This is a genomic window from Lentzea guizhouensis (genome assembly GCF_001701025.1).
GTDB classification, from domain to species: domain Bacteria; phylum Actinomycetota; class Actinomycetes; order Mycobacteriales; family Pseudonocardiaceae; genus Lentzea; species Lentzea guizhouensis.
Genome location: NZ_CP016793.1, coordinates 1,771,926 through 1,784,618 on the forward strand (window position 1 = coordinate 1,771,926; position 12,693 = coordinate 1,784,618).

11 protein-coding genes and 3 pseudogenes are annotated in these 12,693 nt (G+C 72.3%); 12 read left to right on the forward strand and 2 right to left on the reverse strand.

Annotated features, from left to right (window positions below; translation table 11 throughout):
- Window positions 1–17 precede the first annotated feature (17 nt).
- A complete protein-coding gene (locus tag BBK82_RS08885; protein ID WP_030472678.1) occupies window positions 18–224 on the reverse strand; it encodes a hypothetical protein in 207 nt (68 codons plus the stop codon).
- Between the two features lie 63 nt (window positions 225–287).
- On the opposite strand from BBK82_RS08885, the gene BBK82_RS08890 reads away from it, so the two are divergent.
- The 4 genes and pseudogenes from BBK82_RS08890 (at window position 288) to BBK82_RS08905 (ending at window position 2,828) form a co-directional block, all read left to right on the forward strand.
- A complete protein-coding gene (locus BBK82_RS08890) occupies window positions 288–740 on the forward strand; it encodes a low molecular weight protein-tyrosine-phosphatase (RefSeq protein ID WP_065920921.1) in 453 nt (150 codons plus the stop codon).
- Window positions 719–1,448, forward strand: a pseudogene (locus BBK82_RS08895) (fructosamine kinase family protein). The gene BBK82_RS08890 and the pseudogene BBK82_RS08895 overlap by 22 nt, the downstream one beginning before the upstream one ends.
- Before the next feature lie 5 nt (window positions 1,449–1,453).
- Entirely contained in the window at window positions 1,454–2,002 is a 549-nt protein-coding gene (locus BBK82_RS08900; RefSeq protein ID WP_237048097.1) for a DUF1349 domain-containing protein, read from the forward strand.
- A gap of 4 nt (window positions 2,003–2,006) precedes the next feature.
- Window positions 2,007–2,828 carry an SURF1 family cytochrome oxidase biogenesis protein gene (locus BBK82_RS08905; RefSeq protein ID WP_065914572.1) on the forward strand — a complete coding sequence of 274 codons (822 nt, stop codon included), beginning with the start codon at window positions 2,007–2,009 and terminating at the stop codon, window positions 2,826–2,828.
- Here BBK82_RS08905 and BBK82_RS47360 read toward each other — a convergent pair.
- Window positions 2,736–3,668, reverse strand: coding sequence for a cobalamin biosynthesis protein (locus BBK82_RS47360; protein ID WP_071812557.1), 933 nt, complete (start codon window positions 3,666–3,668; stop codon window positions 2,736–2,738). The genes BBK82_RS08905 and BBK82_RS47360 overlap by 93 nt on opposite strands.
- Window positions 3,669–3,740: 72 nt before the next feature.
- Between BBK82_RS47360 and BBK82_RS08920 the strand changes: the two genes are divergently transcribed.
- From BBK82_RS08920 to BBK82_RS56680, 8 genes and pseudogenes are all read left to right on the forward strand, one after another.
- The gene (locus tag BBK82_RS08920; RefSeq protein ID WP_065914575.1) at window positions 3,741–5,213 is read left to right on the forward strand and encodes a DUF2397 domain-containing protein; all 1,473 of its coding nucleotides are present in this window, start codon (window positions 3,741–3,743) and stop codon (window positions 5,211–5,213) included.
- Window positions 5,210–6,400: a TIGR02678 family protein gene (locus tag BBK82_RS08925; RefSeq protein WP_065914576.1), complete on the forward strand. Its 1,191-nt coding sequence runs from the start codon at window positions 5,210–5,212 to the stop codon at window positions 6,398–6,400. Before BBK82_RS08920 ends, BBK82_RS08925 begins: the two co-directional genes overlap by 4 nt.
- Window positions 6,397–7,899, forward strand: a complete 1,503-nt coding sequence (locus BBK82_RS53865) for a hypothetical protein (RefSeq protein ID WP_237048098.1) — start codon at window positions 6,397–6,399, stop codon at window positions 7,897–7,899. Before BBK82_RS08925 ends, BBK82_RS53865 begins: the two co-directional genes overlap by 4 nt.
- Window positions 7,823–9,016: a hypothetical protein gene (locus BBK82_RS53870; protein WP_237048099.1), complete on the forward strand. Its 1,194-nt coding sequence runs from the start codon at window positions 7,823–7,825 to the stop codon at window positions 9,014–9,016. The genes BBK82_RS53865 and BBK82_RS53870 overlap by 77 nt, the downstream gene beginning before the upstream one ends.
- A 1,100-nt stretch (window positions 9,017–10,116) precedes the next feature.
- Window positions 10,117–10,194 (forward strand): annotated as a pseudogene (locus tag BBK82_RS53875) (hypothetical protein); the annotation flags it as partial.
- Window positions 10,195–10,599: 405 nt separating this feature from the next.
- The gene (locus BBK82_RS08935; RefSeq protein ID WP_154697197.1) at window positions 10,600–10,854 is read left to right on the forward strand and encodes a hypothetical protein; all 255 of its coding nucleotides are present in this window, start codon (window positions 10,600–10,602) and stop codon (window positions 10,852–10,854) included.
- Window positions 10,855–11,004: 150 nt separating this feature from the next.
- Window positions 11,005–12,102, forward strand: a complete 1,098-nt coding sequence (locus BBK82_RS08940; protein WP_237048100.1) for a response regulator — start codon at window positions 11,005–11,007, stop codon at window positions 12,100–12,102.
- A gap of 43 nt (window positions 12,103–12,145) precedes the next feature.
- Window positions 12,146–12,688, forward strand: a pseudogene (locus BBK82_RS56680) (TIGR02679 domain-containing protein); the annotation flags it as partial.
- Window positions 12,689–12,693: the final 5 nt, after the last annotated feature.

Genomic DNA, 12,693 nt, shown 5'->3' on the forward strand with positions numbered 1-12,693 from the left:
CAGCCCAGGCGCGCGCGTCACTGCATGTAGCGGCGGAGCTCGGTGAGGTGGCTGATCAGCTCGTCCAGCTGGAACGCGTCGAGCTGCGCGGACTCGCCGGGCGGGGTGCGGAAGCACACACGCCCCTTCTCGTTGAGGTACACCTCGAACGCACGACGGCGCCCGAGGGCGTCGGTGCACCCGATGATCTCCCGTTGCGGGGGCACGTCAGTACCGGTTTGCATGGGCGGCCTCCATGTCGTTTGTCCGTACATCTTGCGACAAGGGTTGAGCGTTACCGTGTGGCGGTGAAGGTCGCCTTTGTCTGCACCGGCAACATCTGCCGGTCCCCCGTGGCAGCGCTCGTGTTCCGTGAACATGTGTCGCGCGAAGGATTGTCCTCGCACGTCGAAGTGTCCAGCGCGGGCACCGGCGGCTGGCACGTGGGTGACCCCGCCGACCCGCGGGCGCTCAAGTCGTTGGCGGACAACGGCTACCCCACCGACCACGTGGCCGCGCAGGTCGGGCCGGAGCACCTCGACGCCGATCTTCTCGTCGCACTTGACTCCGGTCACGCGCGCGCATTGCGCCGGATGGTCGATCCCGAGCGCGTCCGGTTGCTCCGTTCGTTCGACCCAGACGCGGACGGGACGGACGTGCCGGACCCGTACTACGGCGACCGGGAGGGGTTCGACGAGGTGCTGGCGATGGTGGAGGCGGCGATGCCGGGGCTGCTGGCGTGGGTGCGGGAGCGGCTCTGAGGCGCAAGGTCCAGTCCCCGCGGGCCACGGCGGCGGAGGCGGCCGGCCTGCGGTGGTTGCGCGTCCCGGGCGGTCCCGGTGCCCGTCGTGCACTCGGCGGACGGCGGCGAGCTGGTGATCGACGAGATCCCGGCCGGCCCGCCGGATCTTCAGGCGGCCGTGACCTTCGGACGCCGGTTGGCCGCGCTGCACCTGGCGGGCGCGCCGGCGTTCGGCGCCGCGCCACCCGGCGGGCCGCGAGAGGCGACGATCGGTCTTGCCCCGATGATCAACGAGCCCGCCGAGTCGTGGGCGGAGTGGTTCGCGTCACAGCGGATCGAGCCGTACGCGGCGAAGGTGGGGCTGGACCTCAGCGAGCTGTACGCGCGGATCACCGAGCTGGCCGGGCCCGCCGAACCGCCGGCGCGGCTGCACGGGGACCTGTGGAGCGGGAACGTGCTGTGGGGCGCCGACGGGCAGGTGTGGCTGATCGACCCGGCGGCGCACGGCGGGCACCGGGAGAGCGACCTCGCGATGCTGCGGTTGTTCGGGTGCCCGTTCCTCGACCACGTGCTGGGGGCGTACCAGGAGGTCGCGCCGCTGGCCGACGGGTGGCGTGCGCGCGTGCAGCTGCACCAGTTGTTCCCGCTGCTCGTGCACGCCGTGCTGTTCGGTGGCGGGTACCGGTCAGAAGCCTTGGCGGCGGCACGTGCTGTTTTGCGAGGATGAGGTGCATGGACCTCACCGCGTGGACATGGCTCAACGAACCGGCGAAGTGGTCGGCCGCCCCGCTGACCGTGCACGCCGACGCCGGCTCCGACTTCTGGCGCCGCACCGGCAACGGGGTCGTGCGCACCAGCGGCCACCTCTACGGCACGACGCTGGCCGGCGACTTCACCATCACCGCGACGTTCTCCGCCGAGTACGCGGCGCAGTACGACCACGCGGGCATCGGCCTGCTGGTCGACGACGAGACCTGGATCAAGGCCGGTGTCGAGCTGTTCGACGGGCACCTGCGGGCCAGCGCGGTCGTGACCCGCGGGTTCTCCGACTGGAACCTGGCGGGCGCCGGGGACTTCCAGCGGTTCACCGTCTCCGCCGAACGCAGCGGTGACGCGGTCTGGGTGCGCTACGGCCTCGACGGTGACGAGCCGGCGACGGTGCTGCGCCAGGCCTACTTCCCGCCGGAGGTCGAGACCAAGATCGGCGTCCTGTGCGGGAGCCCGGACGGTGAGGGGTTCGTGACCCAGTTCCACGAGGTCCAGCTCACGCATCTACCGTGAAGAGGTGCGGTTCAAGTTCCTCCTCAAGCCCGGCTGGCTGGCGCTGACCCTCGCCGTCTGGGTGTTCGCGGGTGCCTGCGTCTACTTCCTGGCCCCGTGGCAGTTTGGCCGCAACGAGGAGCGCGTGGGGCAGAACGACGCCATCACCAGGTCGCTGGCCAGCGACCCGGTGCCCTTCGGCGCGCAGCACGACGAGTGGCAGAAGGTCGAGCTCAAGGGCCGTTACCTGCCCGAGCAGGAGGCGCTCGCGCGGCTGCGGACCGTGCAGGGTGAGGCCGCGTTCCTCGTCATCACGCCGTTCCAGACCGACGGCGGCACGAAGGTGCTGGTCAACCGCGGGTACGTGCGGCCGGTCAACGGCATCAAGCCGCCCGAGTTCGCCAAGGCACCGACGAACGAGGTCACGATCGTCGGGCTCGCCCGCAACAACGAGTCGGACGCGCGGCCCGCCATCCAGCAGGACGGGCACCGGCAGATCTACTCGATCAACAACGACGCCGTCGGGCCCGGCATCGAGCCCGGTCACTACCAGCTGGTCGACGACCAGGCCGGTGCGCTCGACACCATGCCGTTGCCGCGGATCGAGTCCGGGCCCTTCTACAGCTACGCGCTGCAGTGGATCGCGTTCGGGGTCATGGCGGTCGGCGGGTGGCTGTACTTCACGATCCGCGAGGCACGGCCGGGTGGCGTGCTGAGCGAGACGAAGCCCAAGAAGAAGAAAACGATCGCCGAGCTACTTGCGGAAGAGGGCGAGGAAGGCGCTGACGAGGGTCGCGCCGTGCCCGACGACGCGGGAGAGCTCCACGGCACGCGTCACGTGACCTGAGTCGGGGTTGCGGCCGTGGCCGAGCACCGGGCGTTCCTCGACGCCGTGCGAGTAGACGGTGCGGCCGCCGAGCCTGATCTCCAGCGCGCCCGCGAAGGCCGCCTCGACCTGGCCCGCGTTGGGCGACGGGTGGGCCGAGGCGTCGCGGCGCCAGGTCTCCCAGGCCTGCGGGGCCGAGCCGCCGACGACCGGGGCACCGCCGACGGTCAGCAACGCCGCCAGGCGGGAGGGCAGCAGGTTGAGCACGTCGTCCAGGCGAGCGGACGCCCAGCCGAAGTTCAGGTAGCGCGCGGACTTGTGGCCGACCATCGCGTCCAGCGTGTTCGCGGCGCGGTAGCCCAGCAGGCCGGGCACGCCGAACGCGGCACCCCACACCAGCGGGCCCACGACGGCGTCCGAGGTGTTCTCCGCCACTGACTCCACGGTCGCGCGCGCCAGGCCGAAGGTGTCCAGCCGCGCGGCGTCACGGCCGCACAGGTGCGGAAGACGGGCCCGTGCGCCCTCGACGTCGCCGGAGTCCAGCTCACGGCCCATCGCCGTGCCCTCCTCGGCCAGCGACCGGCCGCCGAGCACGGTCCAGGTGGCGAGACCGGTGGTCAGCGCCTGCAGGAGCCAGTGCCGGCGGGCCAGGCGTTCGACCACCACACCACCGGCCACGACGGAGCCGACCAGCACGGTCGTGTAGGCCACGCCGGCGGCCTTGGAGTCGTCGTGGAGTCGCTTCTCGACCGCCGAGGCGGCGGTGCCGAATGCCGCTACCGGGTGAAATCGGCGTGGATCACCGAACACCGCGTCCGCGGCCACGCCCAGCAACAACCCCAACGCGCGACCCGCGCCCACGGCATCCTCCCCAGCTCGTCGTAGGCACGGTAGCGCCGCATCGCACGAGCGCGCGCATTAGGGTGGCCGGTCGTGGAGCACAAGAGGTTGAAGCTGTACGCCTATCTGGACGCGCGCGATCACCAGCGCACGTACCTGGCGATCATGCGGCTGTTCACCTCCACGTTGCTCGCCGACCTGAGCGCCGGAGAGGTTGCCGGAGCACTCGCCGGGCAGGAGCGCGAGGGCCGCGTCGACCAGGGCGAGTCGCGCATCGAGAACGTCATCAACCGGCTCAAGCAGCTGGTCGAGTGGGGCAACCTGGTCCAGGGCCGCCGGGAGGTCGTCGCGGCCAGCATCGCCGAGTTCCAGCACGGCAGCGTGCGCTACCAGGTCTCCAAGCTCGCCGTCCGCGTGCAGCGCGACGTCGACGAGCTGCTGCGCGTCCCCGAGGGTGCCCGCGAGGTGTCCCGCGAGCTGCTGCCCGCGATCGAACGCGGCCTCAACGAGCTGGGCGGGTCGCTGTCGGTGGCGTTGCTCAACGAGGGTGACAAGACCAAGGAGCTGCTCGCCGAACGCGTCACCACGCTGTTCCTGCAGCATGCCGAGCTCGCCGCCACGGTCCGCGACTTCTACGCCTACCTCGGCCAGGTCGTGACGCGGAACCACCTGGCCCCGGAGGAGATCGCCGGCTTCCGCAACCTGCTGGTCGAGTACATCCAGCGGGTCGTCGAGGACGTGCTGAAGTACACGCCGCCGATCGCGACGGCGCTGGCCGGGCTCACCAAGGCCCGGTCAGAGCTGCTCCGCCTGCTGGGCACCGACCTGGGCGCCAACGTCGAACGCGCCCGCGGCCGCACGCCGGAGGACTGGCAGGAGCTCACCGACTGGTTCGTGGACCGCCCCGGCCGCCCGAGCCAGGTCACGGCGCTGCGCGAGGCCACCGCCCGCGCGATCGGCAGCCTGCTCGCGAGCGTGAAGCGGGCGACCTCTGGCGGTGGTCTGCTGCCCGGCCGGCGTGCCGAGCTGCTCAAGCTCGCGAGCTGGTTCGACAACGCCACCCGCGAGGAGGCGCACGAGATCTACGCCTCCGCCTTCGGCCTGTACTCCTCCCGCCACCTCTCCCCCGCGCCCGAGCACGACTCGGACAACGAGCGCACGCCGTGGCGGGACGGCCCGGTCTGCGACGTCACGGTCAGCGTGCGGTCGCGGGCCGACCGCAGCGGGCGCGGGCGGCCGTCGCGGATCCTGGACGACCCGATGACCGAGCAGTCGCTGCTGGCGGAGGCCCGGGAGGCCGAGGAGGTCCGGGCTCGGCACGTCGCGGAGCTCTCGCAGGCGGCCGGGAAGCTGCACGACACCACGCTGTCGCACGGCGCGCTGGAGGTGTTCTGCGAGCTGCTGACGCTGGCGATGGCCCAGCGCGACTCACCCCGGGACAACGGGTCGGCCAGCGACCCCGTGCGCGGGCTCAAGCTCGAGATCGCCCACGGCACGACCACGCAGATCAAGTCCGCCGCCGGGACGCTGACGCTGCACGACGCGACGGTGGCCCTGAAGCGATGAACCACTTCGACAACCTGTCCGAGATCGACGCCGCCAACGTGGTGCGGTGCGCGCGGACGTTGCTGCGCAGGCCGTTGCTGCGCTCCGACGGCCCGGACGGCGAGCTGCTCAGCCTCGTCTACCGGCACCGCGCGGTGCTGCAGGACCTGTTCGCGGGCCTGCTCGGGTACCGGCTCGTGGTGGAACGCCGGTTCGCGCGGCTGTACAAGTCCGGTCCCGGCAACGACGACACCCGCGGCGTGCTCAGCATGTCCCCGCGCGGTTACGCCTACCTGGCGCTGACCCTCGCGGTCCTGACCGGCATCGGCCGGCAGACGCTGCTGTCCCGGCTCGTCGCCGACATCCGGTCCGCCGCGGCAGAGGCGGGCATCGACGCGCCGGACGACGTGACCGAGCGCCGGGCGCTGACCGCGGCGTTGCGCCACCTCGTCTCGCTCGGCGTGCTGCAGGAGACCGAGGGCTCGGTCGCGCAGGACATGAGCCTGCAGGAAGCGCTGATCACGATCGACACGGACCTGCTGGGGCAGCTGGTGACCGGCCCGGTCGGCGAGGCCGAGTCGCCGCAGCGGCTGGTCGAGCTGGCCGCCCGGCCGGGCCCTCGCGGTGTCGAGCACGCGGTGCGGCGCAAGCTGGTCGAGACGCCGCTGGTGCTCTACGCGGACCTCCCTCCCGAGCAGGCGGACTGGCTGCGGCGCAACCAGCGCAAGGAAACGGCGTTGCTGGAGCAGGCTTTCGGCCTGTTCACCGAGTGCCGCGTCGAGGGCGTGCTGGCCGCCGACCCCGAGGACTACCTGACCGACCTGTCGTTCCCCGGTGTCTCGACGGCCGCGCGGATCGCGTTGCTCGCGTTGCCGGACCTGCTCGACGACCCGGCGCAGGACGCGCCCGCACGGCACGTCGTCACGGTCGAGCGGCTCCGCGAAGTCTGCGCCCGGCTGGTCGAGGACTACCCCGCGGCGTGGTCGAAGCAGTTCACCGACGACCTGGACCGGCTGGTCGCCGAGGTGACGGAGCTGTTGCGACGCATGGAACTCGCGGTTCCGTGCGAGCAGGGCTGGTCGATCAGCGCCGCCGCGCACCGCTGGCTGCCGTCACCCGACGGCGACCCCGAGCGAGAACAACCGGAACCCGTTGTGGTGCCTGAGGTGCCGAGCTGGTCCCTGTTCGACGAGGAGAACGTGTCATGAGCAGGTGGCGGCTGCACCGCGGCGGCGTGGTCAACATCTGGCAGTACACCGAGCAGACGTTCGACTTCTCCGGTGGCCGCGCGATCTTCCAGGGCACCAACGGATCCGGCAAGTCCCGCACGCTGGAGCTGCTGCTGCCGCTGTGCCTGGACGGCGACCTGCGCCAGCTCGGCTCCAAGGGCTTCGACACGGTCAGCATCCGGCGGCTGATGCTCGACGACTACGACGGCGGCCCCAACCGGATCGGCTACGCGTGGGTCGAGCTGGTCCGCGAGGCGACTGCGCCCAATTCAAGCGGCTGGTCCGGCAACGAGTACCTGACCTGCGGTCTGGGCGTGAAGGCGTCCAAGACCTCGCAGGCGATCACGGACTCGTGGCGGTTCGTCACGCCCCTGCGCGTCGGCACGGAACTGCAGCTCGCGGGCCCGGAACGCGTTCCGCACGGACCTGCGCAGCTGCGTGACCTCATCGGCGCGGACTGCATGTTCGAGGAGCCGGCGTTCCGCGCGAAGATCGCCGACGCCGTCTACGGCGTACCGGCCGCGCGGTACGGCGACCTGCTGCACCTGCAACGGACGCTGCGCAACCCGGACGTCGGCCTGAAGGTGCTGGAGGGCCAGCTCGAACAGATCCTGAGCGACGCGCTGCCGCCGCTGGACCAGGTGATGGTCGAGCAGCTCGCGACGTCGTTCGACGACCTGGAGTCGATCCGGGAGAACATCGTTCGGCTGTCCTCTGCGGACAGTGCGCTGTCGACGTTCCTCAAGACCTACTCCGACTACGCCTTCGGTGGCCTGCGATCGGCGTCAGAACGGCTGGACGGTGCCGAGAAGTCGTTGGTGCGCCTGCAACGCGAGCAGGCGAAGCTGGTGGCGGAGCTGGACGTCACGCGGGTCGAGCGGGCGTCGTCCGAGCAGGCGCTCGCCGACATGGAGACCGGCGAGCAGCAGGCCGAGGAGACCATCGCGGCGCTGAAGGAGCTGCCGGCGTTCCGCGACCTGCAGGACCTCAAGACGCGCGAGAACCTGGTGGCGGAGAAGCGTTCGTCCGCCGTCGCCGCGCTGGAGACCGCGCACCGGCAGCGCGCGCAGGAGGACGCGGCCGTCGACAACGTGCTGCGGTTGCTGCGCCGGCTGGCCGAGGACCTGAGCGCCGCCGACGCGTTGAGCGACCCGTTGCGCGAGCACCTGCGCCTGGCCGGCATGGACCCGACCTGGCGCCGGCCGTGCCGCAGGTGCCGCCGCAGGCAGGCGTCACCACGACACCGTGCGCGCCAAGCCGGACCCCGAGGCCTCGCCGTTGCCCATCGAGCGCCGCGTGCCGCCCGCCGCGGCCACCGAGGACGTGCTGGCCGGGCTGGCGTCGGTGGTCGACCAGACCTCCGGCATCGCTTCCCTGGCGCGCCAACGGGGTGCGCTCGCGATGGCGTTGCACGAGCAGGCGCTGGCGCTGGACGCGCAGCAGCGCGAGGTGGAGTCGTTGCGGCAGAAGGCCCGTGACGCCCAGCTCGGCGCGACCGAGTCGACCGCGCTGCGCAACCAGGAGCTGCAGGAGCTGGCCGAGGTCGTGCAGGCCTGGCTGGAGCAGGTCGAGGTGTGGACGACGAGCGGCCCGCTGCTCGACGAACGCCCCTCGGCGGCGCTGACGTTGCCGCAGACCGCCGATCCGGCCGCTGCCAAGGCGTTGAGCACGACCGCCCGCGAGTGGGCCGGCCCGCTGGTGCAGGCGGCCCGCGACGCGGCGCACGCGTTCACCCAGCAGCGCGCCGAGCTGCGCACCCGGCTGGACACGTTGGACGAGGAGCTCGTCGGGCTGCGGTCGGGCAACGAGCGGGTGCCCGTGCCCGGCCAGTACACCTCGGCCGAGCGGGATTCCGCTTCTGGCGCCCCGTTCTACCGGCTGGTGGACTTCTCCCCTGCGCTGCGCGACGACGAACGCGCGGGCCTGGAGGCGGCACTGCAGGCGAGCGGCCTGCTGGACGCCTGGGTGACGCCCGGCGGTGGTGACCTGAACGACGTGCTGGCGGTACCGCGCGAGGCGGTGGAAGGCCGGTCGATGGCCGAGTTCCTGGTGCCGGCGGTCGAGGGGTCGCCGGTGCCCGAGTCGCTGGTCGCGGACCTGCTGCGGTCGGTGTCGCTGGACGACATGACGACCACCGGTGACTGGCGCGCGGGCGTGCTGACCGGCCGCTGGACCAAGCCGGAGGCCGAGTTCATCGGTGCGGGCGCACGCGAGGCCGCGCGCAGCCGCCGGATCGCCGCGCTGGAGGAGGAGCTCGCTGAGCTTCGTCTGCGGCTCGGCACCGCGGAGGACGACCTGGCCCGCGCGCACGAGCACGTGGCGACGTGGGAGGCGCACGTCGCGGCGTTCCCCGGCGACGGCGAGCTGATCGCGAAGCACAGCCGGGTGCAGGCGGCGGAGGAGTCGGCGGCACGGGCGCGGCAGCGGACGTTCGAGCTGCGGGAAGCGCTGGAGAACGCCAACTCCCGGCTGGAGGCCGCGCGCACGGAGCTGACGAGGCAGGCGGGCGACTCCGGGCTGCCGGCGGACACCGAGGCGCTGCGGCAGGCCAGGCGCGGCCGCGGAGGCCCAGCGGACCGCCGACCTGCTCGGTGACGCGGTGCGCAGGCGGTGCCAGGGCACGATCTCCGACCTCACGGACGCCTCGCACCGCTACCACGAGGCCGCGGCGGACCGACAGACCGCGGAGGCCGACGCCGACGCGCGCTGTGTCGACCACGCGGCGCAGGCCGGGACGCTGGCCGAGCTGACCGAGGCGGTCGGCGGTGAGGCCAAGGAGATCAGCGAGCAGCTGACGTCGCTGGAGAAGTCGCGCAAGAAGATGCGCGCGGACCTCAAGGGCGTGCGGGAGAGCATCACGACCGCGCGCGAGCAGGCGGCGAAGCTGGAGGCGTTGCTGGAGACCAACTCCACGCAGGTCGCCGAGGCTTTGGAGGCGCGAGACCGGGCGAGCGCGAACTTCACCGCGACCGTGCGGGCGCCCGGTCTGGTCGCCGCCGCGTTCCCGGACGCCGACGGCGAGACCGACGAGGCCGCCGCCCGCGCCCTGGTCGCGGCCGGCGGTGACCGCCGCGGTGGCACCGAGGCGACCGTGATCGCCAAGCTGCAGGCGTTGCAGACCTCGTTGGCGGGCAGCCACGACATCGCGGCCGAGCAGCACGCGGGCCTGCTGACCGTGACGGTGACCGGCGAGGAGGGCGCGAAGCCCGTCGCCGTCGCCGCCCGCCAGGTGACGACGAAGCTCGCCGAGCAGCGCGGGTTCCTCGACGAGCAGTATCAGGGCATCTTCGCCGACTACCTGATCCGCGACCTGGCCGAGTGGCTGCGCGGCCAGATCTCGGTCGCCGAGGACCTCACCAAGCGGATGAACGAGGTGCTGTCACAGGCCCGCTCCAGCCAGGGCGTGCACGTGAAGCTCGCCTGGAAGTCCTCGGCCGCGCTCGACGACCAGACGCGGCAAGCGCTTGCGCTCGTCCGGCTGCCGTTCGGCGAACGCACGCCGGAGCAGGACGCGACCCTGCGCCGGGTCTTCACCGAGCGGATCGAGAACGAGCGCGACTCCCACTCCGGCGGCTACGCGGAGATCCTGTCGCGGGCGCTCGACTACCGGACGTGGCACCAGTTCACGGTCACCGTCGCCGACACAGGTCCGGACGGGGGTCCGCGCGAACGGCGAGACCCGGCTGATCTCGTACGTGACGCTGTTCGCGGCGGCGGCGAGCTTCTACGACGCGGTGAGCGACGAGTTCGACCCGTTGCGGCTGGTGCTGCTGGACGAGGCGTTCGAACGGCTGGACGACCCGACGATCGCGCGCATGCTGGGGCTGCTGGTCGACCTCGACATGGACTGGGTGATCACCTGGCCGAGCGGGTGGGGCGTGTCGGACAAGATCCCGCGCATGCACATCTACGACGTGCTGCGGCCTAAGAACGGCCGTGGTGTGGCGTGCACGCAGACGACGTGGGACGGCGCGGCGCTGGACCGGATCGACCCCTAGAACGGCATCCCTGGAACGACACTCCGGTCCCGGGCGGCGCGGTCAGCCGCGGCGTCACGGGCCGGCCGTTGTGTTGTTCTCCTGATCTTGTGCGGACTCCGGCAGCGCCGTGACGGTTGCTCCAGCGGGGCCCGTCGCGACAACCGCGGCGGTCGCTCCCGCTGTCGAGAGGAGGTCGTCGTGGTGGTCGTCCCCCCACGTCGAAGAGCTCGGGTGACGCCGCGCCGCAGCAGGGTTCGCACCAGGCTGCTCCGGACCGCCCGGTGGCTCCGCACGCGGGCACCGCGGATCTGGAAGGGGGTGCGGCTCGTCCTCCTGCTGGTGGAGGGCGTGGTCGCGCCGGTGAAGGGGGAGGTCGCCCTCGCCATCACGGCGAGGGCGCTCCTCGTGGTGGGTGACACGCTCGTCGACGCTGGCAGGCACGGGCGGTCGTGACACCCGGTCCGGTCGCCTCGGCGGCCGGACCATCCCCTGCCAGGGAACAGCAAGGGGACGTCGAAGCCAAGCGCGACCTGGTCCGAGGGTGTCGCGGGACCGACACGAAAGTGGTTTCGTTGCAACGAAGGGGGAAAGGGGGACAGCGCGGTGCCGACGTGCGAGGAGTGTGGCGGGCCGCTGCCGGAGGCGACCGAGTCGGGACGCCCGCGCCGGTTCTGCTCGGACCGGTGCCGTTCCCGCGCCCACCGCGTCCGCCTGCGTGAGACCAGGCGGACCGAGGCGCGCCGGTCGCGGCAGTGCGACATCGAGGTCGCCGGTCACCGGTGCGGGCGGGCCGCGGTCTTCGTGCTGGCGGTCGACGGACGGGAGCTCAAGGTCTGTGCCGCGTGCCAGGAGCTCGCACTGGCGTTCCTGGTCGGCCAGGGCGCGTCCGCCACGGCGGTGGAGACGCGGCGCATCGACCGGCAGAGCTCCGGGCCCGCGCCGGTGCCGCCGCTGCCGGCCGGTCAGGGGAAGGTGCTGCTGATCGAGGACGACAGCCGGGTGCTCGACGCGCTCAGCGGCGCGCTGGGGCGCCAGGGCTACGAGGTCGTGTCCGCGACCACCGGCAGGGCCGGGCTGGAGGCAGCGCTGACCCACCGGCCCGCGGTGGTGCTGCTCGACCTCGGCCTGCCCGACCTGGACGGCATCGCCGTCCTGCGCAGACTGCGCGCCACGAGCGACCTCCCGGTGATCATCACGACCGCGCGGGGCGAGGCCGCCAGCCGGGTGCTCGGCCTGGAGACCGGCGCCGACGACTACCTCGTCAAGCCGTACGACCTCGGCGAGCTCGTCGCCCGCATGCGCCGCGTCATGCGCCACCGCACCGCCGCCCGCCCGCAGGTGTACGACGACGGCGCCCTGCGGGTCGACTTCGAACTGCGCCAGGTCCACCTCGGCGGTGAGCAGACGCACCTCTCGAACCGCGAGTTCCGGCTGATCGAGGTCCTCGTCCGCTCGGCGGGCACCGCCACCCCGACCGGCGTGATCGTCGCGCACGTCTGGGGCGACTCCGAGGTGGCCGAGCCGAGGAAGAAGGCCCTGGCGGTACTCGTGGCGGGGCTGCGTGCGAAGCTCAACCACCACCTCGGCGCGAACGCGATCGTCACCGCGCACGGCCTGGGCTACTACTACCTGCCGCCGAACCGGCCCGCCTCCGGCCCGCCGGTCGGGTACGGCCACGCCGCCGGGCTGCTCAACCCCTGACCGGCCCCGGCGGGCCCGACCCGGATATGTTGGCCGGGTGAGCGTGTACGACAGGCCCGAACTCGCCGAGCTCTGGCGCCTGGCCCGCGAGACCCTCGAAGGCGGCGGCCGGTCGGCGTTCAGCATCCGCGTCGAGGACGAGCGGACAGCTCAGGCGCTCGGCGAGCTCCTGCGCAAGCCGGTCGCACACCCCGCGCGGCGGCAGATCTCGTTGGCGCGCCTGGACGAACACGTCCGCGCGCACGGCAGCACGTTGCCCGAGGTGCTGGAAGCGGTGCACGGCAGGCCGATCGGCCTGGCCACCGAGACCGAGGCCTCGACCGCGGACGCCGTGCTGAAGTACGCGCTGCGGGAACACGGTCTGCTCGCCAGGCCGTGGGCGGCGCAGTGGGTCGAGCACGTGCGCAGGTACGGCAAGATCCCGCAGCCCGCGTTGCCGATGCTCGCGAACCAGGCCGCGGAGATCCTCGCGAAGCTGGACCCGGACCGGCCGACGACCCGGTTCGCGTTGGCGGGCAACGACCTCGACGACGGCCGTCCGCTGCACCGGATCGTGCGGAAGGCCCTGGAGCTCGCCGGCACCGACTGGGA

What these genes read in the sequence shown, in the direction of transcription:
- BBK82_RS08885 (WP_030472678.1), bottom strand. Translation starts at nt 224, where the DNA reads ATGCAAACCGGTACTGACGTGCCCCCGCAACGGGAGATCATCGGGTGC.
- BBK82_RS08900 (WP_237048097.1), top strand. Translation starts at nt 1,454, where the DNA reads ATGGACCTCACCGCGTGGACATGGCTCAACGAACCGGCGAAGTGGTCG.
- BBK82_RS08925 (WP_065914576.1), top strand. Translation starts at nt 5,210, where the DNA reads ATGAACCACTTCGACAACCTGTCCGAGATCGACGCCGCCAACGTGGTG.
- BBK82_RS53865 (WP_237048098.1), top strand. Translation starts at nt 6,397, where the DNA reads ATGAGCAGGTGGCGGCTGCACCGCGGCGGCGTGGTCAACATCTGGCAG.
- BBK82_RS53870 (WP_237048099.1), top strand. Translation starts at nt 7,823, where the DNA reads ATGGCGTTGCACGAGCAGGCGCTGGCGCTGGACGCGCAGCAGCGCGAG.